Raw genomic sequence first — 25,421 nt, 5'->3', positions numbered from 1 at the left:
GCCACCTTCGAGTGAAGCCGGGCCGAAGACGCGGGAACGCCCAGCGGCCGCCGAACTATTCCACCGAATTCCCTGATTCCGCGCCGGAATGCGCTCCGGCGTCTGCTTTCCGAACGATCCACCTACCTCCGTGAAAGGGGGAATGAATGATGGACACCGCTATTCGGGCGACCGGTCTCGGCAAGAGATACGGGGAGCACCACGCGCTGCGAGGCGTGGACCTGGAGGTGGCGGCCGGAACCGTGCTCGGCCTGCTCGGGCCCAACGGCGCCGGCAAGACCACCACCGTCCGGCTGCTGGCGACCCTGCTGGAGCCGGACCAGGGGCGGGCCGAGGTGGCCGGTTTCGACGTGGTCCGCCAGCAGCGCCAGGTGCGCCGCCGGATCGGCCTGGCCGGCCAGTACGCCGCCGTGGACGGACTGCTCACCGGCCGCGAGAACCTCGAACTCCTCGGCCGGCTCCTGCACCTGGGCCGCAAGGGCGCCCGCGAGCGGGCGGCCGAACTGCTCGCCCGGTTCGAGCTGGAGGGCGCCGCCGAGAAGCCCGCCCAGACCTACTCCGGCGGCATGCGCCGCCGGCTGGACCTGGCCGCCGCGCTGATCGGACGGCCCGAGGTGCTCTTCCTGGACGAGCCGACCACCGGGCTGGACCCGGCGAGCCGCCTGGTGCTCTGGGAGATGGTCCGCGAGCAGGTCGCCCAGGGGGTGACCGTGCTGCTCACCACCCAGTACCTGGAGGAGGCCGACTTCCTGGCCGACCGGATCCTGGTGGTCGACACCGGCCGGGTGATCGCCGAGGGCACCCCCGACGAGCTCAAGCGCAAGGTCGGCGAGGAGTGGCTGGAAGTGGGCGTCGCCACCGACGCGGCCCTGCCGCAGGCCCTGGCCGTGCTCGCCCCCGTGGCCTCCACCCGGCCCGAGGTGGACCGCACCGGGCGCCGGATCACCGTCCACCTGGCCGACGGCATCGGCACGATCGCCGCCGCGGCGGTCGCGCTGGAGACGGCCGGCGTGCCGGTGACCGACTTCGCACTGCGCCGCCCGTCGCTGGACGACGTGTTCTTCCACCTGACCGGGCGCGGCACCCAGGTGGGCCGGGCCCCGGAGGAGGACACCCAGCAGCTCGCACCGGGCGCGGAGGGCGTGGCCGGGCAGGCCGGGCAGGCCGGGCAGACCGGGCAGACCGGGCAGACCGGGACGGCCGAGCGGGAGCCGGTGGCCGCCGCCACCGCACGGACGGGAGACGAGCAGTGAGTGACATCGGCGCCTCGGCCGGCCTCGGCACGGCCCTCGGCGACACGGCCGCGCTGATCGGCCGCCACCTGCGGCACCTGCGCCGCACCCCCGAGAAGGTCATCGCGATCACCCTGACCCCGGTGACCATGGTGGTCGTGCTGGGCTACCTGTTCGCCAGCGTGGTGACCGTGGCCGGCTCCGGGGAGTACCACGACTACGTGATGGCCGGGGTGTTCGCCCAGGTGGGCCTGACCTGCGTCGGCGTGGCCGCGCTGGGTGTGGCCACCGACCTGCGCACCGGCCTGATCGACCGCTTCCGCTCGCTGCCCATGGGCCGCTCCGCCGTGCTGGTCAGCCACACCGCGGCCGACCTGCTGACCGCCGCGGCCGCCACCTTCGCGGTCACCCTGGCCGGCCTCGGCGTCGGCTGGCGGATCCACAAGGACGCCGGCTCGGCGGTGCTGGGCTTCGTGCTGGTGCTGGCCTTCGCCTACGCGATGCTCTGGCTGGGCGCGCTGGTCGGCATGCTGATGCGCAACGCCGAGGCGATCAACGGCATCTCGGCGCTGTTCCTGGTCGTGCTGTCGTTCCTGTCCAACTCGTTCATGCCGCTGTCCGGACTGCCCGCCTGGCTGCGCGCGGTGGCCGAGTGGAACCCGGTGAGCCTGGTGGCCGCGGCCTGCCGCGAGCTGTGGGGCAACGCCCCGGCGGTGGTCGGGTCCAGCCTGCCGGACCGGCACCCGGTGCTGCTCTCGGTGATCGTGGTGGCCGCCCTGCTCGCGGTCCTGGTCCCGGTGAACCTGCGGGTCTACCGCACCGCGGTGACGCGTTGATGGAGCACGGGGCAGGCCGGTTCGGGCGAGGCAGTAGGTGTCCCGCCCGGACCGGCCGTTCGCGTGGGCGCGTGGGCTCAGGAGCCGGACAGGCCCCGGCCCTCGCGCGCCGACGCGCCGCCCTGCAGCAGACCGCGCTCGCCGGCGATCACCCCGGCCTGGAAGCGGCTCCGGCCGCCGAGCCAGGCCATCAGCTCCGCGGTGATCCGGCGCGAGGTGCGCACCGAGACACCGAGCTTGCGGGCCACGACCTCGTCGGTGTGGCCCTGCGCGAGCAGGCTGAGCACCGCCATCGTCTGCGGGTTGAGGCCCTCGGCCCCCCTGGCCGGGGTCTTTCCGTACGGGGCGGCGTTCTCCCAGACGTACTCGAACAGCGCGCAGAGCGCGGAGACCAGTCCGGGACCGGACAGCACCAGAGCCCCCACGCTGGTGTCGTCCGGATCGGTCGGGACGACCGCCACCGTGCGGTCGAAGATCACCAGGCGCATCGGGAGCGCGGGCGCGATCCGCACCCGGGCGCCCTTCTCCGTGAGCCAGTCCAGGTGGGCGATGGTGCCGCCGTCGTTGGCCGCGCTCTCCAGGTAGATGCTGCGCATCTGCACGCCGCGGTCGAAGACCGCCTGGTCGGCGGCCTGGCTCGCCCTCCGGGCGGCCTGGGACTGCCCGCCGCCGGTCGCGAAGCCCATGATCTCGCTGGTGCAGGAGTGCGAGAGCTCCTCCAGCCGCAGCCGGATCTGGTCGACACCCTCCAACTGTTCGACGCCCAGACCGCGTTCGCCCTTGCGGTTCTCGGCGTACTGGGCGACGAGCTTGGCGGCCTCCAGCCGGCTCTGCGCGATCTGGCGCTGCCGCTCGGCGAGTTCGGCCTCCTGCCGGCCGATCAGCATCGCCAGGCTCACCTCCGGGTTCACCAGGAGGAGGTGCCCGGGCTCCAGCTCGGAGTGTCTGATCAGGGTGAGCCGGGCGAGCCCGTCCAGGGCGTTCCGGACGCGTTGTTCCGGCCAGTTGAGATCCTGTGCGACGCCCGCGATCCCGAGCTCCGGCCGGGCCAGCACCGTCCGGTACACGGCCTCGGCGTCGGGATCCAGTCCTAACACTGACAGCACCGCCTGCCCCCCGATATTTCGAACCTGTTGAAAGCGCCACGTCATTGCCGGATCTCGGGGGCATGCTACGACACCTGGCCCGGAGCCACCCGAGGTTTCAGGACAGGGCCCTTTCCTGCGGGCTTCGAGCGGGTCCACCCACGAGAGGATTTGACATGTATATCACTGTCGGACGTCTGGTTCGGGGTATGGTCGGGCCGGAACAGGTCACGCCCGACAAACTCGTCGAACTGCTCCGGAAAGCCGCCCTTCCGGACGAGCGTCTTGAGCACGTGTACGTCGAGATCGATCCCCTCGGTGCCGATCTCGTCTTCTTTCTCGGACCACCGAAATCCGGAGACCTGGATTCCGCTGCGCGGGGAATCACCAGCCGCTGCCTGCGCGACGCGCCCGAACTGCGCGGATGGCGGCTGGCGGCCCAATTCAGTGACGACCGGCTCCCGTTGCTGGATGAGTGACGCCGGGGACGGAGGCTGTGCAGGGTGCTGCCATAGCAGGACCCTGACAGCGGCGAACCATGGCACGGAACGTGTGTGCGAGACAGACTTGGTCATGCGGAAGGGGGCCGGAACCCCCTTCCCGCAGGATTAGAGAGCCGGGCTCGCCTAGCCATTCAGCGCAGGATTCGAACCCGGCGGAGCACTCATCCGTTTCAGCTGTTTCGCCGCCGCCTATTCCGCGGCCCGCGACGTCTTTGCCACCGGGGGTTCACCATGAGCAGCATCACCGTTTACGCCGGCCGCGCCGCCGCCCTCCTCGGCCTGCTGGCCGCCGGCTTCACCCTCGCCGCGCCGGCCGTCGGCGCCGCCACCATCGCCGCCGCCCCGGCCGGCGCCCACACCGCCACCGTGCACGGCGACGACATCATCTGGGACTGACGTCCCGTCACTCGACGCGAAGGGGGACGGGCCGATGCCCATCATCAGAACACCGCAGGAGTTCAACGAGGACGAACTCTTCGTCGACCTGCGGGCGATGTTCGACTACCCGCTGTACCTCAAGTGCGAGGGCTTCAACTTCGCCGGATCCGTCAAGCTCAAAGCCGCCCTCAGCATGGTCGACGCCGCCGAGCGCGACGGGCGGCTGAACCGCGACTCCATCCTGGTGGAGTCCTCCTCGGGCAACCTGGGGATGGCGCTCAGCATGATCGCCTCCGTCCGGGGTTACCAGTTCATATGCGTTGTCGACCCACGTACCAATCTGTCCACCCGCCAGCTCATCGAAACCCTCGGCGGCCATGTTCACATGATCACCGAGCCGTCCCCGGAAACCGGCTTCCTGGGCGCCCGGTTGGACTACGTCCGCGAGCTGTGCGCCTCCTCCCCGCGGTACGTGTGGCTCAACCAGCACGCCAACCCGGACAACTGGCGGGCGCACTACCGCACCACCGGCCCGTCGATCCACCGCCAGTTCCCCGACGTGGACGTGCTGTTCGTCGGCGCCGGGACCACCGGAACGCTGATGGGCTGCGCCCGTTACTTCAAGGAGCACCGGCCGGACACCCGGATCGTCGCGGTGGACAGCGTCGGCTCCGTCACCTTCGGCGGTGAGCCCGGCCCGCGGATGATCCCCGGCCTGGGCGCCGGCGTCCGGCCGGCCCTGCTGGACGAGGACTTCGTCGACGACGTGGTGCACGTGCCCGAGATCGACACCGTCCGCACCTGTCACCGACTCGCCCGCGGCGGCTTCCTGTTCGGCGGCTCCACCGGCACGGTGGTCAGCGGCGCCGCGGCCTGGCTGGCGAAGCACCGCGGTGGCAAGGACGTCGTCGCCGTCGCGGTCTCGCCCGACCTGGGCGACCGCTACCTCGACACCATCTATCAGAGCGCCTGGGTGCGCGACATCTACGGAGCCGACGCACTGGATGCGGTCGAGCGCCTCACGCCGCCCAATGCCATTGTCACGGGGGTAAGATGACGATGCGTCACGATGCGCGTCCGTTTGAGACAGCGCGTCCCGAAGAACTGCCGCTGTCCGCCGCCCAGCGCGAGATGTGGTTCGCCCAGCAGCTCGACCCGGGCAACCCGGTGTTCACCATGGCGGACTGCCTGGAGCTGACCGGCCCGCTGGACCACGAACGGCTGCGGGCCGCCTGGCAGCGCGTGCGGAACCGCACCGAGGCGCTGCGGGTGCGCTTCGTCGAGCGCGACGGGCAGCCGGTGCAGCTCGTCGAGCCGCCCCACGAGCGCCCCCTCCCGGTGCTCGACCTGACCGGCGAACCGGACCCGCTCGCCGCCGCCAAGGCGTTCCTGGACGCCGACCGGCAGCTCCCGTCCACGCTCGGCCCCGACGCCTTCGCCGCCACGCTGCTGCTGATCGGCCCCGAGCTCGCCTGGCTGCACGTGAAGGCCAACCACATCCTGGTGGACGGCTTCAGCCGCTCCCTCGTCTACGCGCGTCTCGCCGCCGAGTACGACCTGCCCGACGCCGCGCCGGCCGCCGACCCGACCCTCGCCGAGCTGCTCGCCGAGGAGGCCGAGTACCTCGCCTCCCCCGCCCACCAGCGCGACCGCGCCTACTGGGCCGAGCGGTTGGCCGACGGCATCGAGCCCACCGTGCTCTCCGCCCACCTCGGCGCGCCCGCCCGCAGCACCCTGCGCAGCACCGGCCTGATCCCGGCCGACACCGTCACCAGGCTGCAGGACGCCGCCTGGGCCGAGCGGGTCACCTGGCAGACCCTGCTGATCGGCGCCACCGCCGGCTGCCTGGCCCAGCTGGCCGGAACCGACCGGGTCGTGCTGACCCTCCCGGTCGCCGCCCGGACCACCCCGCTGGCGCAGTCCGTCCCCGGCATGCGCGCCAACTTCCTGCCCCTGCCGGTCGCCGCCCACCCCGCGCTCGGTCGCGACGGCCTGCTCACCCAGGTCGCGGCCACCCTGCGCGGCACGCTGCGCCACCAGCGCCACCGCCACGACGAGATCCGCCGCGAGCTCGGACTGACCGGCGACGCCGGCCGGACCTTCGGCCCGACCGTCAACGTGCTGCAGACCGGCGGCGAGTTCGCCCTCGGCGAGTGCCGCGCCCGGGTCCGCAACCTGTCCACCGGCCCCGTCCCGGACCTGCAGATCCTGTTCCTGGACAGCGGCGAGGAGGGCTGCGAGCTGCGGATCGACGGCGACGCCGACCGCTACCCGCAGGAGCGCCTGGACCTCTTCCGCGACGCCCTGCTCGGCTACCTCACCGAGTTCGCCGCCGTCTCCACCGAGCTGCCGGTCGGCCGGATCGCCGCCCTGCCGGCGGCCGAGCGCGAGCGCGTCCTGGCCGCGGGGAACGGCTACGGGCAGCAGCCCGAGGTCTTCACCGACGTGCTGCCCCGGATCCGCGAACTCGCCCTGGCGCGGCCCGGAGCGACCGCCGTCCAGGACGACGCCAGCCGGCTCGACTACGCCGAGCTGGTCGCCCGGGCCAGCGCCCTGTCCCGCCGGCTGGTCGCCGCGGGCGCCGGGCCGGACCGGCTGGTGGCCGTCGCCGCCGCCCCCGGCACCGGCTTCGTGACCGCCGTCCTCGGCGTGCTCGGCGCGGGCGCGGCCTGGCTGCCACTGGACGTCCAGGCCCCGCCCGCCCGCGGCGCGGCGCTGGCCGAGGCGGCGGGCGCCGTCGTCCTGCTGCACGGCGAGGACCAGCGGCCGTACGTCGACACCCTGCTCGGCGCGCTGCCCGGGGGCGGGCCGGCCCCATCCGTCCTGGTCCTCGACGACGCCCGCGACGAGGAGCTGCTGCCGACCGCCGGCGGCCCCGCGGAGCTGGCGTACGTCATCTACACCTCTGGCTCCACCGGCCGCCCCAAGGGCGCCATGGTGCACCGCGACGGCATGGTCAACCACCTGCTCGCCAAGCACGCCGACCTGGAGCTGTCCGAGGCCGACACCGTGGTGCACAACGCCCCGGTGACCTTCGACATCTCGGTCTGGCAGATGCTCAGCCCGCTGGTCGCGGGCGGGCGGCTGCGGGTGGTCTCCCGCGAGACCGCCGCCGACCCGGGCGCGCTGTTCGCGCTCGCCGACGCCGAGGGCGTCACCGTGCTGGAGGTCGTCCCCTCGCTGCTGCGCGCCGCCCTGGACTCCTGGGAGGCCGGCGCTCCGATGCCCCCGCTGTCCGCGCTGCGCAGGCTGGTGGTCACCGGCGAGGCGATGCCCGCCGACCTGGGCCGCCGCTGGTTCGCGCTGCGCCCCGGCATCCCGCTGGTCAACGCCTTCGGGCCGACCGAGTGCTCGGACGACGTCACCCACGCCCTGATCGGCTCCCCCGCGGAGCTGGACTCGGTGCGCGCCCCGATCGGCCGCCCGGTCCGCGACACCCGGCTCTACGTCCTCGGCGACTCGCTGCAGCCCGTCCCGGCCGGCCGGCCCGGCGAGCTGTACGTCGGCGGGCGCGGCGTCGGCCGCGGCTACCTGAACGACCCGCGGCGCACCGCCGGGGCCTTCGTCGCCGACCCGTTCAGCCCGCTGCCGGGCGCCCGGATGTACCGCACCGGCGACCGGGTGGTGCACCGGGCGGACGGGCAGCTGGAGTTCCTGGAGCGGGTCGACCACCAGGTCAAGATCCGTGGCCACCGGATCGAGCCCGGCGAGGTCGAGGCCGCGCTGCGCGCCGTCCCCGGCGTGGCCGACGCGGTGGTCACCGTCGCCCGGGACCCTTCCGGCGGCGCCCGGCTGGTCGCCCACCTCGCCGGTGACGCCGACCCGGCCGCCGTCCGCGCCGAACTGACCCGGACGCTGCCCGACTACATGGTCCCGGCCGTGCTGGTGCCGATGGCGGCGCTGCCGCTGACCCCCAACGGCAAGGTGGACCGCAAGGCCCTGCCCGTGCCGGACCTCAGCGCACTGCGCCGTGAGCGGCGGGCCCCGGCCACCGAGCGCGAGGCCCTGCTGTGCACGCTGTTCGCCGAGGTCCTGGAGCTGGACGAGGTCGGCGCCGACGAGGACTTCTTCGCGCTCGGCGGGCACTCGCTGCTGGCCGGCCGGGTGGTCACCGGACTGCGCGCCCGGCTCGGCGTCGAGCTGCCGATCCGCACCCTGTTCGAGGCGCCCACCCCGTTCGCCCTGGCGCTCGCCCTGGACGGCGCCGAGCCGGCCCGCGAGGAGCTGGTGGCCGGCCCGCGACCGGAGCGGATCCCGCTCTCCCCCGGGCAGCAACGGCTGTGGTTCCTCTCCCAGTTGGACGCCGCCGGTGCCACCTACCACCTCTCGCACGCGGTCCGGCTGACCGGCGCCCTGGAGCGGGCGGCACTCGCCGAGGCGCTGGCCGACGTGGTGGCCCGGCACGAGAGCCTGCGCACGGTCTTCCCCGCCGAGGACGGGCGCCCGCACCAGCGGGTGCTGCCGGTCGGCGAGGCCGGGCCGGAGCTGCCGGTCGTCCCGTTCGCCGGCCGCCCGGCCGAGGAGCTGGACGCCGAGCTGGCCGCCCGGGCGGGCACGCCCTTCGACCTGGCCGCCGAACCGCCGCTGCGCGCGGTGCTGTTCGAGACCGGCGCCGAGGAGCACGTGCTGCTGCTGGTGCAGCACCACATCGCGGCCGACGGCTGGTCGGTGCGCCCGATGGTCGAGGACCTCCAGGCCGCCTACCGCGCCCGGCTGGCCGGCGGCGCCCCGGAATGGGCCGAACTGCCCGTCCAGTACGCCGACTACACCCTCTGGCAGCGCCGACTGCTCGGCGATCAGGACGACCCGGATTCGCTGATGTCCCGCCAGCTCGACTACTGGGCACGACAGTTGGCCGACCTGCCGGAGGAGCTGGCGCTGCCCGTCGACTTCCCGCGCCCGGCAGTGCCCAGCTACCGCGGCGCCACCGTGCCGCTGCGGCTGGACGCCCGGACGCACCGCGCCCTGGCCACGCTGGCCCGGGAGTCCGGCGCCAGCCCGTTCATGGTGGTGCAGGCGGCGCTGGCCGTGCTGCTCGGCAAGCTCGGCGCCGGTACGGACATCCCGCTCGGCACCCCGGTGGCCGGGCGCACCGCCCAGGCGCTGGACAGCCTGGTCGGCTTCTTCGTCAACACCCTGGTGCTGCGCACCGACCTCTCCGGCGACCCGTCCTTCCGCACCCTGGTCGGCCGGGCCCGGGAGACCGTCCTGGCCGCCCTGGCCCACCAGGACGTGCCGTTCGAGAAGCTGGTCGACCGGCTCGGCGCCGGCCGCTCGCTGGCCCGCCAGCCGCTCTTCCAGGTGATGCTGGCCTTCCAGAACAACGCCGGGGCCCGCCCCGAGCTGCCCGGCCTGACCGCCGAGGTCAGCCCGGTCGGCACCGGGACGGCCAAGTTCGACCTGGCCTTCGAACTCGTCGAGCAGTACGACGGTTCGGGCGAGCCGGACGGCCTCACCGGCACCCTGGAGTACAGCACCGACCTGTTCACCGAGCGGACCGCCCGCGGCCTGGCGGACCGGCTGGCCCACCTGATCGGCCTGCTCACCGGCGAGCCCGACCGGCCGCTCAGCGGGCTGGACGCCCTGCTGCCCGAGGAGCGCGAGCTGCTGCTCGGTTCCTGGAGCGGGGCCGCGACCCCGAGCACCGTCGGCGCCGTCCAGCTGCCCGCGCTGTTCCAGGCGCAGGCGCACCGCGCGCCCGAGCGGCCCGCGGTGCGCTGGTTCGAGGACGGCGCGGTGCGCGACGAGGTCGGCTACGGCGAGCTGAACGAGCGCGCCAACCGGCTCGCCCACCACCTGATCGCCCTGGGCGCGGGCCCCGGACGGATCGTCGCCCTGGCGCTGCCGCGCACGGTCGACGCGGTCGTCGCGGTGCTCGCGGTCCTCAAGACGGGCGCCGCCTACCTGCCCGTCGACCCGGCGTACCCGCGCGAGCGGATCGCCTACCTGCTGGAGGACTCCGGGCCGCTGGCGGTGCTCAGCCACAGTTCGGTGGCCGGACGGCTGCCGGAGCAGGCGAGCGCGCCGGTGCTGCTGCTGGACGACCCGGCGACCGCCGCCGCGATCGCCGGCGCCCCCGCGCACGACCCGGAGGACGCCGAGCGGGTCACCCCGCTGGGCCCGGACCACCCGGCGTACGTGATCTACACCTCCGGCTCCACCGGCCGCCCCAAGGGCGTGCTGGTGCCGCACCGGGCGGTGGCCGCGCTGGCCGCCGAGCACGGCCGCTTCGGCGTCGGCGAGGGCACCCGGCTGCTGCAGTTCGCCTCGTTCAGCTTCGACGCCGCCGCCTGGGAGCTGCTCACCGCGCTGCTCAACGGCGCCGTCCTGGTGCTGGCCGCCGAGGCCGACCGGGCGCCCGGCGAGCCGCTCGCCGAGCTGGTCGCCGAGGCCGGCATCGAGGTGCTCTGCCTGCCGCCGACGGTGCTCGCCGCCTGGCCGGTCGGGCTGCCGATGCCCGAGGGCCTGACCCTCATCACGGCCGGCGAGGCCTGCCCGCCCGAGCTGGTGGAGCGCTGGTCCGCGGGCCGTCGGATGCTCAACGCGTACGGCCCGACCGAGACCACGGTCTGCGCCACCGTCAGCGAGCCGCTGGCCGGAGCGGTCAAGCCGCCGATCGGCCGGCCGCTGGCCGGCGCCCGGGTGTACGTGCTGGACGAGGCGCTGCGGCCCACCCCGCCCGGCGTGATCGGCGAGCTGTACGTGGCCGGCGCCGGGGTGGCCCTGGGCTACCTGCACCGGCCGGAGCTCACCGCCCAGCGCTTCACCGCCGACCCGTACGGCGGGCCCGGACACGGGCCCCTCCTGCCCGATGGCGGGCAAGGAGGTGGGCCCCTCCTGCCCGATGGCGGGCAAGGAGGGAGGATGTACCGCACCGGCGACCTGGTGCGCTGGACGGCCGACGGCCAGCTGGACTACGTGGGCCGGGTCGACGAGCAGGTCAAGCTGCGCGGCTTCCGGATCGAGCTCGGCGAGATCGAGACCGCGCTGCTCGCCCGGCCGGGCGTGGAGCAGGCCGCCGCGGTGGTCCGCGAGGACCGCCCCGGCGACAAGCGGCTAGTCGCCTACGTGACCCCGGCCGACCTGCCGGTCGGCGAGCTGCGGGCGGCGCTCGCGGCGGAGCTGCCCGACTACCTGGTGCCCTCCGCGTTCGTCCCGTTGGAGACCCTGCCGCTGACCGGCAACGGCAAGCTGGACCGCCGGGCGCTGCCCGCGCCCGACTACGCCGCCGCCTCCACCGGCCGGGCCCCGGCCGACGCCCGGGAGGCCGCGTTCTGCGCGGTCTTCGCCGAGGTGCTCGGACTGCCCGAGGTCGGCGCCGACGACGGGTTCTTCGACCTCGGCGGCGACAGCATCGTCTCCATCCAGCTGGTCAGCCGGGCCCGCGCGGCCGGCCTGGTGGTCACCGCGCAGGACGTCTTCACCCACCGGACCCCGGCGGCACTGGCCGTGGTGGCCCGCGACGGCGAGGACGAGGGGGCCGTCGCCACGGTCGGCACCGAGGACGGCGTCGGCCCGATGGGGCAGCTGCCGATCGGGCACTGGCTGCGCGAACTCGGCGGACCGGTGGACGGCTTCCACCAGGCCGTCCTGGTCCGCACCCCGGCCGACGCCACCCGGGAGTCGCTCACCGCGGCCCTGCAGGCGCTGCTGGACCACCACGACGGGCTGCGGATGCGGCTGCTGCCGGACTGGTCGCTGCTGATCACCGAGCCCGGCACGGTCGACGCCGGGGCGCTGCTGCGGATCCTCGACGGCCCGGCCGCCGACTGGCCCGCCGAGGCGGTCGCCGCCCGGCAGCGGCTGGCGCCCGGCGAGGGCGTGACGGTCCAGGCGCTCTGGCACCCGGGCGCTCCCGGCGAGGGCGGCAAGCTGCTGCTCACCCTGCACCACCTGGTGGTGGACGGGGTGTCCTGGCGGGTGCTGCTGCCGGACCTGGCCGAGGCGCACGCGTCCGTCCTGGCGGGTGAGCCGGTGCGGCTTCAGCCGGTCGGCACCTCGCTGCGGCACTGGTCCGGGCTGCTGGAGCGGACCGCGGGCACGCCCGAGCTGCAGGCCCAACTCGACTGGTGGCGCACCGAGGCGGCCGGCGAGGAGGCCCCGCTGGGCCACCGGCCCGCCGACCCGGCGGTGGACACCTTCGCCACCGCCCGTACGCTGCACCGCACCCTGGACGGCGACACCACGGCGGCGCTGCTCACCGAGGTCACCGGGGCGTTCCACGCCGAGGTGAACGACGTGCTGCTGACCGCCCTGGCACTCGCCGTCGCGGACTGGCGGCGGCGCACCGGACGGCCGCAGGGGCCGGTGCCGGTCGAGCTGGAGGGCCACGGGCGCGAGGAGTTCGCCCCCGGTGTGGACCTGTCCCGCACGGTCGGCTGGTTCACCACCGCCTACCCGCTGCGGCTGCACCCGGGCCCGGTCGACCTGGCCGAGGCGCTGTCCGGCGGCCCGGCTGCCGGACACAGCCTCAAGCTGGTCAAGGAGCACCTGCGGATGGTGCCCGGGCACGGGCTCGGCTGGGGCCAGCTGCGCTACCTGGCGAGGGCGGAGGCGCTGTCGGGGACGGCCCGGCCGCAGCTCGGCTTCAACTACCTGGGCCGGATGCCCGCGCCCACCGGCGAGGACTGGTCGCTGACCGAGCAGTCCGCCGCCCTGGCCGCCGGGGCCGACCCGGAGATGCCGCTGCCGCACGTCCTGGACGTCAACGCGGTGACCGAGGACGGCCCGGACGGCCCGCGGCTCAGCGCCCGCTGGACCTGGGCCGGCCAGGCGCTGCCGCAGGCCGACGCCGAGGACCTGGCCGAGGGCTGGTTCCAGGCCCTGCGGGCCCTGGTGCGGCACACCCGGGAGCCCGGCGCCGGCGGCTGGACGCCGTCCGACCTCGACCTGGTGGCACTCAGCCAGGACGAGATCGACGAATTCGAGGACGAGATGGACGACTGGGGGGACGAGCTGTGACCACGGCCTCGGCCGAGCCCCGTGCCGGGCGACGACCCGGACGGAGCTCCAATCTGAGCGACATCCTGCCGGTGGCACCGCTGCAGGAAGGGCTGATGTTCCACGCGCAGTACCACCGCGAGGAACTCGACGTGTACACCGTGCAGTTGGTGATGGACCTGGCCGGAGAGCTGGACCCGGCGCGGCTGCGCGCCGCGGTCACCGCCCTGCTGGAGCGCCACCCCAACCTGCGGGCGGCCTTCCGCTACCGCAGGAACGGCGACCCGGTGCAGGTCGTGCCGCGCGAGGTCGCGCTCGACTGGCGGGAGGTCGACCTCCGGGGCGAGGAGGACGCCGAGCAGCAGGGCGAGGGGATCGCCGAGCACGACCGGCTGCGCCCCTTCGACCTGGCCCGCCCGCCGCTGCTGCGCTTCAGCCTGCTGCGGCTCGGTGCGCGGGAGCACCGCCTGGTGCTGACCGCCCACCAGATCCTCTTCGACGGCTGGTCGATGCCGATCGTGGTGCGCGAGCTGTTCGCCTGCTACGCCGACCGCGGCGTCTCGCTGCCGCGCCCCGCCCCGTACAAGTCCTACCTGGCCCACCTGGCCCGGCAGGACAAGGCGGCGGCGGAGGCGGCCTGGACGGCCGCGCTGGACGGCTTCACCGAGCCCACCCGGCTGTCCGGCGCGACCGCCGGCACCGAGCCCACCCGGCGCGGCATGCCCGGCGAGCACGCCGTCGAGCTGGACGAGCGCGAGTTCGCCGCGCTCACCGGCTGGGCCCGCAGCCGCGGCCTGACCGTCAACACCGTGGTGCAGGGCGCCTGGGCGACCGTGCTGGGCACCCTGACCGGGCTGCGCGACATCGTCTTCGGCGGCACCGTCTCGGGCCGCCCACCGGAGCTGCCCGGGGTCGAGGGCATGGTCGGGCTGTTCATCAACACCCTCCCGGTGCGGGTCGACCTGGACCCGGCGCAGAGCTTCACCGAGCTGCTGTCCGCCCTCCAGGACCGCCAGTCCGCCCTGCTGCCGCACCAGCACCTGGGCCTCAACACCATCCAGCGCCTGGCCGGCGTCGGCGACCTCTTCGACAGCGTGCTGGTCTTCGAGAACTACCCGCTCGATCCGAAGGCGCTGGCCGGCGAGGTCGCCGGGCTGCGGCTGACCGGCCTTCGGGCCGGCGACGCCAACCACTACCCGCTCAGCCTGATGGCCCTGCCCGGCGAGCGGCTGCGGCTCCAGATCGGCTACGACACCGCCCGGTTCACCCCGGCCGAGGCCGCCGTCGTCGCCGAGCGGCTGCTGCACGTGCTGCGCACCGCCCAGGCCGAGCCGGACCGCCCGCTCGGGCAGCTGGACCTGCTGCTGCCCGGCGAGCGCACCCGGCTGGCCGTCACCGCCCCGGAGCCGGCCGAGACCGACCCGTGGACGGACGTGGTGGCGCGGGTCCAGGAGTTCGCCCGCACCACCCCGGCCGCCGTCGCCGTCTCCGACGGCACCGAGCGGCTGACCTACCGCGAGCTGGCCGGCCGGGCCGGTGCCGTGTCCCGGGCGCTGCTCGACGCGGGCGCCGGGACCGGACCGGTCGGCGTGCTGGCCCGGCCCGGCTGCGGCTTCGTCACCGCCGTCCTGGGCGTGCTCGGCGCGGGCGCGGCCTGGCTGCCGCTGGACGTCGCCGCGCCCGTCAAGCGCGGCGCCGTCCTGGCCGCCGAGGCGCACCTGAGCGCCCTGCTGGTCGGCCCGGGCGAGCGCGCCACGGCCGCCGAGCTGCTGGCCGAGGCCGGGCTGGACGTGCCGGTGCTGGAGCTGGGCACGACCGTCGCCGAGGAGCCGCCGGCCCCGCGCGGCACGGGCGACGACCTGGCGTACGTCATCTTCACCTCGGGCTCCACCGGCCGCCCCAAGGGCGCCATGGTGCACCGGGCGGGCATGGTCAACCACCTGTTCGCCAAGATCGACGACCTGGAGCTGGACGGGCACACCGTGCTGGTCCACAATGCCCCGGTCACCTTCGACATCTCGGTCTGGCAGATGCTCGCCGCGCTGGTCGTCGGCGGGCGGCTGCGGGTCACCGGCCGCGAGCTCGCCGCCGACCCGCAGGCGCTGTTCGGCCTGGTCGCCCCCGAGGGCGTCACCGTGCTGGAGGTCGTCCCCTCGCTGCTGCGCGCCGCACTGGACAGCTGGGACGACGGCGCCGAGCCGCCCGTCCTGGACGGCCTGCGCAGGCTGGTGGTCACCGGCGAGGCGCTGCCCGCCGACCTGGCCCACCGCTGGTTCGCCCGCTACCCGGCGATCCCGCTGGTCAACGCGTACGGCCCCACCGAGTGCTCGGACGACGTGACGCACGCCGTGATCGGCTCCCCCGCGGAGCTGGACTCGGTGCGCGCCCCGATCGGCCGGGCGGTGCGCGGCACCGGCCTGTACGTCCTGGACGACGCGCTGCGCCCGGTGCCGGACGGCGCCCCCGGCGAGCTGTACGTGGGCGGGCGCGGCGTCGGCCGCGGGTACCTGGACCAGCCCGGCCGCACCGCCTCGGTGTTCGTCGCCGACCCGTTCAGCCCGCTGCCGGGCGCCCGGATGTACCGCACCGGCGACCGGGTGATCCGTCGGCCGGACGGCCAGCTGGAGTTCCTGGAGCGGGTCGACCACCAGGTCAAGATCCGTGGCCACCGGATCGAGCCGGGCGAGGTCGAGGCCGCGCTGCGCTCGATCGAGCGGATCGGCGACGCCGTGGTGGTGGTCCGCCACGGCGGGGCCGGCGACGCCCGGCTGGTCGGCTACGTCACCGGCGACCTCGATCCGGCCTGGGGCCGGGCGGCGGCCGCCGCGATCCTGCCCGAGTACATGGTGCCCTCCGCCCTGGTGGTGCTGGACGCCCTGCCGCTGACCCCCAACGGCAAGGTGGACCGCAAGGCGCTGCCCGAGGTCGACCTCGCCGCGTCGACCGGCCGCGGCCCGCGCACCCCGCAGGAGGAGGTGCTGTGCGCCGCCTTCGCCGAGGTGCTGGACCTGCCCGCGGTCGGCATCGACGAGGACTTCTTCCAGCTCGGCGGCCACTCGCTGCTCGCCACCCGGCTGGTCAGCCGGGTGCGCACCCTGCTCGGCGCCGAACTGCCGATCCGCGCCCTGTTCGACGCGCCCACCGTGGCCGCGCTGGCCGGGCGGCTCACCCAGGACGCCGACCGCCCCGCGCTGACCGCCGGCGAGCGCCCGGACCTGCTGCCGCTGTCCTACGCCCAGCAGCGGCTGTGGTTCCTGGACCGGCTGGAGGGCCCCTCCGCCACCTACAACCTGCCCTGGACACTGCGGCTGCGCGGCCCGCTGGACCGCGCAGCACTGACCGCCGCGCTGACCGACGTGGTCGAGCGGCACGAGAGCCTGCGCACCGTCTTCCCGGACCGCGACGGGCTGCCCCACCAGCAGGTCCTGCCGGTCGGGCAGGCTGCCGTCGGCCTGCCGGTCCGCGAGCTCGACGAGTCCGAACTCATCTCGGCCGCCGAGGAGTTCGCGACCCGGAGCTTCGACCTGGCGAACCGTCCGCCGATCCGGGCCACGCTGCTCGCGGCCGGCCCCGAGGACCACCTGCTGGTCGTGGTGATCCACCACATCGCCGGTGACGGCTGGTCCAACGGCCCGCTCGCCCGTGACCTCTCCACCGCCTACGCCGCCCGGCTGGCCGGCCGCGCGCCCGCCTGGACGCCGCTGCCCGTGCAGTACGCCGACTACGCGCTCTGGCAGCGCGAACTGCTCGGCGAGGAGGGCGACCAGGAGTCCGTCATCGCGCGCCAGATCGCCTACTGGAAGGAGCAGCTGGCCGGTCTGCCGGAGGAGCTGCAGCTGCCGGTGGAGACCCCCCGGCGGGCGACCGCCGGCTACCGCGGCGACAGCGTCCGCTTCGCCGTCCCGGCCGAACTGCACCACCGGGCGGTCGCGCTGGCGCGACAGAGCGGGGCGAGCCTGTTCATGGTGCTCCAGGCCGCGCTGGCCACCCTGTACGGCAAGCTCGGCGCGGGCGAGGACATCCCGCTCGGCACCCCGATCGCCGGGCGCACCGACGACGCGCTGGACGACCTGGTCGGCATGTTCGTCAACACCCTGGTGCTGCGCACCGACCTGTCCGGCGCGCCGACCTTCCGCGAGCTGCTGGAGCGGGTCAAGGCGACCGACCTGGCCGCGTACGCCCACCAGGACCTGCCGTTCGAGAAGCTGGTCGACGCCCTCGGCCCCGAGCGCGCCCCGGCCCGCAACCCCCTCTTCCAGACCCTGCTGGCCCTGCACAACAACGCCTCCGCGCGGCTGGAGCTGCCCGGCGTCACCGCCGAGGCGGGCGCGGCCGAGCTGGGCGTGGCCCGGCTCGACCTCTGCTTCGAACTCGCCGAGGTCTCCGGACCGGGCGCACCCGGCGGGCTGGAGGGGCGGCTGGAGTACAGCACCGACCTGTTCAGCGCGGCCGGCGCCCAGCGGCTGGCCGACCGGCTGGTGCACCTGCTGGGCGTCCTGGTCGACCAGCCGGACCGGCCGATCGGCGCCGCCCCGCTGCTGCTGCCCGGCGAGCAGGAGGAACTGCTGGCCCTGGGGGCCGGCGCCCCCGCCCGGGGCGACGGACAGCCGCTCGCCGCCCTGCTGGAGGCCACCGCGGACGCCCACCCGGACGCCGTCGCGCTCGAATACGCCGACCAGCGGCTCGACTTCGCCGAGCTGCACCGCCGGGCCAACCGGCTCGCCCGCACCCTGGTCGCCCAGGGCGCGGCGCCGGACCGGCTGGTGGCGATCGCGCTGCCGCGCTCGGTCGACCTGGTGGTGGCCGCCCTCGCGGTCGTCAAGACCGGGGCCGCCTATCTGCCGATCGACCCGTCCTACCCGGCCGACCGGATCGCCGGGATGGCCAAGGACGCCCGGCCGGTGCTGACCGTGACCCTGACCGGGGTGGCCGCGGCCGTCCCCGGCCTGGCCAACGGCCTGCTCCTGCTGCTGGACGACCCGGCCACCCGCGCACTGGTCGACGGCCAGGCCCCGGAGCACCTGCGCCCGGCCGAACTGGCCGCGCCGGTGAGGCCCGAGCACGGCGGGTACGTCATCTACACCTCGGGCTCCACCGGCCGCCCCAAGGGGGTCGTGGTGCCGCGCGGGGCCCTGGTCAACCACCTGTACGACCTCATCGAGCGGGTCGGCCTGGCCCCCGGACGCACCCTGCTGGCCGTCACCACCTTCGGCTTCGACATCGCCAACCTGGAGCTGTTCGGCCCGCTGCTCAGCGGCGCCCGGCTGGTGCTCGCCCCGCACGACACGGTCCGCGACCCGGAGCTGCTGGCCGAGCTGACCCTCGCCACCGGGGCGAACGTCATGCAGGCCACCCCGACGCTGTGGCACGCGCTGGTCACCGCCCGGCCCGACTCGCTGGCCGGGGTGCACGTGATGACCGGCGGCGAGGCCCTCAGCCCGGCCCTGGCGGCGGCGCTGACCGGCGCCGCGGCGAAGGTCAGCAACCTGTACGGCCCGACCGAGACCACCATCTACTCGGTCGGCGTCGACCTGGCGCCCGACCACACCGGCACTCCGGCCATCGGCCGCCCGCTGGCCGGCAACCAGGCCCTGCTGCTGGACTCCGCGCTGCGCCCGGTGCCGCCGGGCGTGGTCGGCGAGCTCTACCTGGCCGGCGCCGGCCTCGCCCGGGGCTACCTGGACCGTCCGGGCCTGACCGCCGAACGCTTCACCGCCGACCCGTACGGGCCGCCCGGCTCGCGGATGTACCGCACCGGGGACCTCGCCCGCTGGCGGCCGGACGGCTCGATCGACTACCTCGGCCGGATCGACCACCAGGTGAAGATCCGCGGCTTCCGGATCGAACTCGGCGAGATCGAGGCCGTACTGACGGACCATCCGCTGGTCGAGCGCGCCTCGGTGACCGACCGGGAGGACTCCCCGGGCGAGCGCCGGCTGGTCGCCTACCTGGTGCCCGTCGGCCCCGAACAGCCCGAACCCGCCGCGCTGCGCGCCCACTTGGCGGCCGTACTGCCGGAGTACATGCTCCCGGCCGCGTACGTCCCGCTGGAGGCGCTGCCGCTCACCCCGAACGGCAAGGTGGACCGCAAGGCGCTGCCCGCGCCCGGTGCCGACGACCGGGCGGTGGCCCGCTCGGACGGCCGCGCGCCCAGCGGACCGGTGGAGCTCGCGCTCAGCCGGGTGTTCGCCGAGGTGCTCGGGCTGGACCGGGTCGGCGCCGAGGACGGGTTCTTCGAGCTGGGCGGTGACAGCCTGAAGTCCATCCAGCTGGTCAGCCGGGCCCGCGCGGCCGGGCTGGAGCTCACCCCGGCCGACGTCTTCGCGCACCGCACCGTGGCCGGGCTGGCCCTGGTGGCCGGCACCGCCGAGGGCACCGGCGCGCCGGAGGACCCGTTCGCACCCGTCCTGGCGATCCGGCCGACCGGCACCCGCCGTCCGGTGTTCTGCGTGCACGGCGCGGTCGGACTCGGCTGGCCATTCCTGACGCTCGCCGCGGAAATTGACGCGGACATTCCCGTGTACGCTTTCCAGGCAGGCGGGGTGCGCTCCCCGGAAAAGTCCCCGGAGTCCGTCCGGGAAATCGCCGGAAAATATCTCGGCGAAATGCTGGAAATCCAGCCGCAGGGGCCCTATCGTATTCTCGGCTGGTCGTTCGGAGGGCTCGTCGCCCACGAGATCGCGGTCCAGTTGCAGGCCCGCGGCGAACAGGTCGAACTGCTCGCCGACCTGGACGGCTACCCCGGCAGCGGCTCGCCCGCCGGGGACGCGCCGGACGACCGGGCCGTCCTGGCCGAACTGCTCCAGCGGGCCGGCCTCCCCGGCGAGGGCCCGGTCGACCTGGGCGCCGCACGCCAGCGCCTCGCCGAGGCCGGCAACGCGCTCGCGGAGCTGGACGAGACCGAGCTGACCAGGCTGCTCGGGGTGATCCGCACCCACAGCCTGCTGGGCGACGCCCACCGCCCCGGCCGCTACCAGGGCGACCTGCTCCTGTTCGCGGCCACCCGCGGCGTCACCCCCGGCGACCCGGACGAGGAGTCCTGGCGGGAGCACGTGACCGGCCGGATCCTCCGGTACCCGGTCGACAGCGACCACGACTCGATGCTCGAACCGACCCCGGCCGCATTCATCGGAAAGACCCTGTCGGCCACCCTGCGGAAGTCGGACTGAAAACAGGCGGCGACCGCCCCGGACAATTCCGCCCCGGGGCCGCCGCGCCCGGCGAGAAGACGATTCCCGGGAATTCCGAAAGGACCAGAATCATGAGCAACCCGTTCGACGACGAGCAGGGCACCTTCCTCGTGCTCGCCAACCACGAGAACCAGCACAGCCTGTGGCCCGCCTTCGCCGAGGTCCCGGCCGGCTGGCGGACCGTCAAGGGCGCGAGCACCCGGCAGGAGGCGCTCGACCACATCGAGCGCACCTGGACCGACCTGCGGCCGCAGAGCCTGATCGACGCAACCGCCTGAGCACCACCCACCCAACACCACTGAGGAGCACACCATGAGCGCTGTCGCCATCGACGAGGCCAAGGTCCGCGAGATCGTCGCCGACTGCCTCGACCTCGAAGTCGAGGAGCTGACCCTGACCGACCACTTCATCGACCACTACGGCGCCGACTCGCTGAACGCCATCGAGGTCCTCGCCCGCCTGGAGAAGGAGTTCCACGTCACCATCCCGCAGGAGGAGCTGGCCAACATGGTCAACCTGTCCGCCGTGCTGGAGGTCCTGTCCCGGGCGAACGCGCGATGAGCGAGCCCCAGCGCGTGGTGGTGACCGGCATCGGCGTCCTGTCGAGCATCGGCAACGGGGTCGAGGAGTTCACCTCGGCCCTGCGCGAGGGCCGCTGCGGCGCCGGTCCGATCACCAGCTTCGACACCACGGGCTTCCTGCGGACCTCCGGCCACGAGGTCGACGGCTTCGAGCCGGAGCAGTGGATCCACCGCCTCCCGGTCGAACAGCTCGGCCGCGCCACCCAGTTCGCCGTCGCGGCGGCCCGGATGGCCGTCCAGGACGCCGGCCTCGACGAGCAGGAGCTCGCCGGGCTGCGCGCCCAGGTCACCGTCGGCACCACCGACGGCGAGGCCGCCGAACTCGACAAGATGATGGCCGAGTCGGTGGCGAAGGGGCCGGAGCACCCGGCGGACCAGCTGATGGCCGGCCGGCTGCCGTCCCACCAGCTGGCCCTGGCCATCGCCCGGGAGCTGCGGCTCCCCCGGGCGGTCCCGACCGTCCTCGGGACCGCCTGCGCGGCCGGCAACTACGCGATCGGCGACGGCTTCGACGCCGTCCGCGGCGGCGAGGCGGACATCGCCGTCGTCGGCGGCGCGGACGCGATCTGCCGCCGCACCTTCGCCGGGTTCAGCAGGCTCGGCCTGGTCTCCTCGGACTTCTGCCGTCCGTTCGACGCCGACCGGGAGGGGCTGCTCACGGCCGAGGGCGCGGGGGTCCTCGTCCTGGAGACGCTGGAGTCCGCCCGGCGCCGCGGCGCCCGGATCTACGCCGAGCTGCTCGGCTACGGGCTCAACTGCGACGCCCACCACCCGACCGCACCCGACCAGGCCAGCGTCGCCCGATGCATGGAGCTGGCGCTCGCCGACGCCGGGGTCAAGGCGAACGAGGTGGACCTGGTCTCCGCCCACGGCACCGGCACCCCGACCAACGACATCACCGAGACCCGGGCGATCCGCGAGGTCTTCGGCGACACCCCGCCGCGCACCGTCGCCCTCAAGGCGATGCTCGGCCACTCGATGGGCGCGGCGAGCGCGCTCGGCGCGGCCGCCTCGGCGCTCGCGCTGGCCCACGGGTTCGTCCCGCCCACGGTCAACCACCGCACCACCGACCCCCAGTGCCAGATCGACTGCGTGCCCAACCACTCCGTCCCCGCGGACCTCCGGGTGGTGGTCAACAACGGCCTGGCCTTCGGCGGCAACAACGCCTCCGTCGTCCTGGGGCGCCACGACGAGGAGCCCACCCGATGAGTCCCAGCACCATCCACCGGGATGCGCCGCTGATCACCGCGTGGTCCGCCGTCTCCCCGTTCGGCCTCGGCCGCGAAGCGTTCGCGGCCGGGGTCGGCCGGGGGGAACCGGCCCACGAAGTACCCGACTTCGACCCCCGCAAGGTGCTGGGCAAGGCCGGCACCCGCACCTTCGACCGGGCCACCGGCCTGGCCGTCACCGCCGTCCGCGAGCTGCTCGACGAGGCCGAGGCCGCGCAGAGCCCGATCGCCACCGGCGGCGGCACCGCCCTCGTCCTCGGCACCACCCTCGGCAGCGCCCACAGCTCCGCCGGGTTCAGCCGGGCCTCCTTCGAGGGCGACAAGCCCTACGACGTGCCGGCCCAGCTGATGCCGAACGTGCTGATGAACGGGCCGGCCGCGGCCACCGCCATCCGCTTCGACCTCAAGGGCCCCAACACCACCCTGGCAGGCGGCGCCGCGGGCGGCCTGCTCGCCCTCGGCTACGCCCGCCGCCTGCTGGCGGCCGACCGCGCCGAGCGCGCCGTGGTCGGCGCGGTGGAGGAGCAGTCGACCACCCGCGAGTGGCTGGCCGGCGACACCGAGCAGTCCCTCGGCGAGGGCAGCGTCGTCCTGCTGCTGGAGACCGCCAGGACGGTGCCGCCCGGCCGCCGGGTGCTGGCCGAACTGCTCGCCCTGGACGTCCGGCTGGACATCGACGACGACCCCGCGCAGGCCCTCGCCGACGTCGTCCGCGCGGCCCTCGACCAGGCCGACGCGACCCCCGACGAGGTCTGGGCCGCGGCCGTCACCGGGCAGCCGGCCGGCGACCAGCTCGCCGCGCTGGTCGGCGCCGAGGCCGTCGACCGGGTCCCCGCCCTGCTCGGCGACACCGGCTCCGCCGGGACCGTCTTCTCCCTCACCACCGTGCTGTCCCTGGCCGAGAACGACCCCACGGCCACCGGCCGCGTCGCCGTGATCGCCTCGCTGGACCACCAGGGCCTGGCCGCCTGCGCCGTCCTGCGCCTCACCGGCGGTGGCCGGTGAGCGCCCCCGCCACCGCCCTGATCAGCGGCGGCTCCCGCGGCATCGGCAAGGCGGCCGCGCTGCGGCTGGCCGCCGAGGGGTACGCGATCAGCTTCTGCTACCAGTCCGACCAGCAGGCCGCCGACCTCCTCACCAAGGAGCTCGACGCCCTCGGCGTGGGCGTCCTGGCCGAACGGGTGGACGTCACCGACGCCGCCGCCGTCCGCGCCTGGGTCACCCGCACCGAGCAGGAACTCGGCCCGATCACCGTCGCCGTCGCCAGCGCCGGGATCACCCGCGACAAGCCGCTCCTCCTGATGGCCGACGAGGACTGGCAGGCCGTCACCGACACCAACCTCACCGGCACCGCCAACCTCTGCCGCGCGGTGGCCTTCCCGATGGTCAAGCGCCGCGGCGGCTCGATCATCACGCTCTCCTCGGTCTCCGGCGTCTACGGAAACCCCGGCCAGAGCAACTACGCGGCCTCCAAGGCCGGCATCATCGCGCTCACCCGCGCCCTGGCCAAGGAGGTCGGCCGCTACGGCGTCCGGGTCAACGCGGTGGCCCCCGGCATGATCGAGACCGACATGACCTCGGTGCTCACCGACGCCCAGCGCGCCGAGGCCCTCAAGAACATCCCGCTCGGCCGCTTCGGCACGGCGGACGAGGTGGCCGACTCGGTCGCCTTCCTGGCGGGCCCGCAGTCCGCCTACCTCACCGGCTCGGTCCTGCAGATCGACGGCGGAATCGTCCTGTGATCGACCGCACCAGACGCACCGTCAACCTCGACTAGGAGAAACGACCATGGCCACTCCCGCCGTGCGCACCTTCGACAACCACACCCCGCTGGTCGACACCGAGCTGCTCCCCGGCCGCGGCACCGGCGTCAACGCCGCCCACCGGATGTACGAGCACCTCATCGGCATCTGGGCCACCGGCGTCATCGAGGCCGCCCACGACCTCGGCGCCTTCACTGCCCTGATCAGCGGCCCGGCCACCGCCGGCGAGCTGTCCGGCAAGCTCGGCACCGACCTGCGCGCCACCCGCGTCCTGCTCGACGGACTGGCCGCCTACGACGTGGTCGAGCGCAGCCGCGCGGCGGACGGCCAGGCCGTCTACACCCTGCCCCCGGAGATGCACGACATCTTCGCCCCCGAGGGCCTGTACAGCCTGGTCGGCAAGATCCGGCACGACCGCAACGTCGCCTGGAACGCCTGGCGCAACCTCGCCACCAACGTCCGCACCGGCGCCCGCAACTCCGAGGGCTCCCAGCAGCTCAACCAGATCTCCGAGGAGGACTACACCTCCCTCGTCCGCGGCATCAACTTCTGGGCCCCGCCGATCGCCGCCACCCTGGCCACCGCCCTGCGCGAGCAAGGCTGGACCGACGGCACCGGCCGCACCCTGCTCGACGTCGGCTGCGGAACCGGCATCTACAGCCAGCTCCTCCTCCAGGAGTTCAGCGGCCTCAACGCCCGGGCCCTGGACGCCGAGCGGATCATCCCGATCGCCAACGCCCAGGCCCACCGCCTCGGCGTGGCGGACCGCTTCAACCCCGAGGTCGTCGACTTCTGGGCCGACGACTGGGGCACCGGCGTCGACGTCGCGCTCTTCGTCAACATCTTCCACCTGCAGACGCCGGAGTCCGCCCGCGAGCTCCTGCTCCGCTCCGCCAAGGCCCTCACCGAGGACGGCGTGATCGCCATCGCCGACCACATCGTCGACGAGGACAGCACCGACGGCAACACCCAGAACCGCTTCTTCCGCCTCTTCGCCGCCTCCATGCTCGCCACCGGCGGCGGCGACGCCTTCACCGTCCAGGACTACGACCAGTGGCTCGCCGACGCCGGCCTGCGCCGCGTCGCCCTCCTCGACACCCCCATGCACCGCCTCCTGCTGGTCAAGCACGCCTGATACCCCCTCTCACCACCCCCCTCGACGGCCCCGACGCCCCGCGTCGGGGCCGTCGGGGTTCCCGCTCCCGGAGGCCCCGGATGACCGACCGAACGCCCCTCTTCCGCACCGACCGCAGCGACCTCACCCCCGAGGAGATCGCCGCCCTCACCGTCCTCCTCCTCCAACACCACAGAGCCCAAGCCGCCACCAGACCCCAGCCCGCCGCCCGCAGAGTCCGCTGGCACGACGTCTCCCTCAGGCCCCCGGTACCCACCACCTCCTGGCAGATCGTCGCCTGACCCAACGGCCCCGACACCCCACGTCGGGGCCGTACCCGTAGGCGCAGTCCACCCCCGCGCACCCACCACACCCCCTCCCACCTCCCAGGCGCACGGCCCCCCTCCCAGGACGCACGGCCCCCTCCACGGGCGCGCGGGCGACGCCCCGCGCGCCCAACACACCCCCTCTCCCACACCCGACCCAGGCGAGAGGGACGCGCTGCGGGAGGGGCGGTGGAGGGGGTGGCTGCGGAAGGGGGCGTGACGGGTGATTTTCAGACTGCCAACG

15 protein-coding genes are annotated in these 25,421 nt (G+C 74.6%); 14 read left to right on the top strand and 1 reads right to left on the bottom strand.

Annotated features, from left to right (window positions below; genetic code table 11):
• Positions 1 to 149 precede the first annotated feature (149 nt).
• Together ACFV1W_RS28540 and ACFV1W_RS28535 are read left to right on the top strand one after the other, a co-directional pair.
• The gene (locus ACFV1W_RS28540; RefSeq protein ID WP_380420132.1) at positions 150 to 1,253 is read left to right on the top strand and encodes an ATP-binding cassette domain-containing protein; all 1,104 of its coding nucleotides are present in this window, start codon (positions 150 to 152) and stop codon (positions 1,251 to 1,253) included.
• A complete protein-coding gene (locus ACFV1W_RS28535) occupies positions 1,250 to 2,068 on the top strand; it encodes an ABC transporter permease (protein WP_380420114.1) in 819 nt (272 codons plus the stop codon). The genes ACFV1W_RS28540 and ACFV1W_RS28535 overlap by 4 nt, the downstream gene beginning before the upstream one ends.
• A gap of 77 nt (positions 2,069 to 2,145) precedes the next feature.
• Here ACFV1W_RS28535 and ACFV1W_RS28530 read toward each other — a convergent pair whose 3' ends face one another.
• The gene (locus ACFV1W_RS28530; protein WP_380420113.1) at positions 2,146 to 3,165 is read right to left on the bottom strand and encodes a LuxR family transcriptional regulator; all 1,020 of its coding nucleotides are present in this window, start codon (positions 3,163 to 3,165) and stop codon (positions 2,146 to 2,148) included.
• Between the two features lie 164 nt (positions 3,166 to 3,329).
• Here ACFV1W_RS28530 and ACFV1W_RS28525 point away from each other — a divergent pair, with 164 nt between their 5' ends.
• The 12 genes from ACFV1W_RS28525 (at position 3,330) to ACFV1W_RS28470 (ending at position 25,153) form a co-directional block, all read left to right on the top strand.
• Entirely contained in the window at positions 3,330 to 3,632 is a 303-nt protein-coding gene (locus tag ACFV1W_RS28525) for a hypothetical protein (protein ID WP_380420112.1), read from the top strand.
• Between the two features lie 255 nt (positions 3,633 to 3,887).
• Complete coding sequence (locus ACFV1W_RS28520; RefSeq protein ID WP_380420111.1) at positions 3,888 to 4,052, top strand: hypothetical protein; 165 nt, start codon at positions 3,888 to 3,890, stop codon at positions 4,050 to 4,052.
• Positions 4,053 to 4,086: 34 nt separating this feature from the next.
• Entirely contained in the window at positions 4,087 to 5,091 is a 1,005-nt protein-coding gene (gene sbnA, locus ACFV1W_RS28515) for a 2,3-diaminopropionate biosynthesis protein SbnA (RefSeq protein WP_380420110.1), read from the top strand.
• A gap of 2 nt (positions 5,092 to 5,093) precedes the next feature.
• Positions 5,094 to 12,995 carry an amino acid adenylation domain-containing protein gene (locus ACFV1W_RS28510; protein WP_380420109.1) on the top strand — a complete coding sequence of 2,634 codons (7,902 nt, stop codon included), beginning with the start codon at positions 5,094 to 5,096 and terminating at the stop codon, positions 12,993 to 12,995.
• On the top strand, positions 12,992 to 20,143 hold the full coding sequence (locus ACFV1W_RS28505) for an amino acid adenylation domain-containing protein (RefSeq protein ID WP_380420108.1): 7,152 nt from the start codon (positions 12,992 to 12,994) through the stop codon (positions 20,141 to 20,143). The genes ACFV1W_RS28510 and ACFV1W_RS28505 overlap by 4 nt, the downstream gene beginning before the upstream one ends.
• Positions 20,144 to 20,235: 92 nt before the next feature.
• Positions 20,236 to 20,442, top strand: coding sequence for an MbtH family protein (locus ACFV1W_RS28500; RefSeq protein ID WP_030289532.1), 207 nt, complete (start codon positions 20,236 to 20,238; stop codon positions 20,440 to 20,442).
• A 34-nt stretch (positions 20,443 to 20,476) separates the two neighbouring features.
• Positions 20,477 to 20,725: an acyl carrier protein gene (locus tag ACFV1W_RS28495; RefSeq protein WP_030289534.1), complete on the top strand. Its 249-nt coding sequence runs from the start codon at positions 20,477 to 20,479 to the stop codon at positions 20,723 to 20,725.
• On the top strand, positions 20,722 to 21,954 hold the full coding sequence (locus ACFV1W_RS28490) for a beta-ketoacyl-[acyl-carrier-protein] synthase family protein (protein ID WP_380420107.1): 1,233 nt from the start codon (positions 20,722 to 20,724) through the stop codon (positions 21,952 to 21,954). The genes ACFV1W_RS28495 and ACFV1W_RS28490 overlap by 4 nt, the downstream gene beginning before the upstream one ends.
• A complete protein-coding gene (locus ACFV1W_RS28485) occupies positions 21,951 to 22,979 on the top strand; it encodes a beta-ketoacyl synthase N-terminal-like domain-containing protein (RefSeq protein ID WP_380420106.1) in 1,029 nt (342 codons plus the stop codon). The genes ACFV1W_RS28490 and ACFV1W_RS28485 overlap by 4 nt, the downstream gene beginning before the upstream one ends.
• On the top strand, positions 22,976 to 23,716 hold the full coding sequence (fabG, locus tag ACFV1W_RS28480; protein ID WP_380420105.1) for a 3-oxoacyl-ACP reductase FabG: 741 nt from the start codon (positions 22,976 to 22,978) through the stop codon (positions 23,714 to 23,716). The genes ACFV1W_RS28485 and fabG overlap by 4 nt, the downstream gene beginning before the upstream one ends.
• A 46-nt stretch (positions 23,717 to 23,762) precedes the next feature.
• Complete coding sequence (locus ACFV1W_RS28475; protein ID WP_380420104.1) at positions 23,763 to 24,872, top strand: methyltransferase; 1,110 nt, start codon at positions 23,763 to 23,765, stop codon at positions 24,870 to 24,872.
• Between the two features lie 80 nt (positions 24,873 to 24,952).
• Positions 24,953 to 25,153 carry an acyl-CoA carboxylase subunit epsilon gene (locus tag ACFV1W_RS28470; RefSeq protein WP_380420103.1) on the top strand — a complete coding sequence of 67 codons (201 nt, stop codon included), beginning with the start codon at positions 24,953 to 24,955 and terminating at the stop codon, positions 25,151 to 25,153.
• Positions 25,154 to 25,421 lie beyond the last annotated feature (268 nt).

Source organism: Kitasatospora sp. NPDC059648 (genome assembly GCF_042734825.1).
In the GTDB taxonomy this organism is placed as follows: domain Bacteria; phylum Actinomycetota; class Actinomycetes; order Streptomycetales; family Streptomycetaceae; genus Kitasatospora.
The sequence above is the reverse complement of the archived record's forward strand: the minus strand, read 5'-3'. Positions and strand labels throughout refer to the sequence as shown.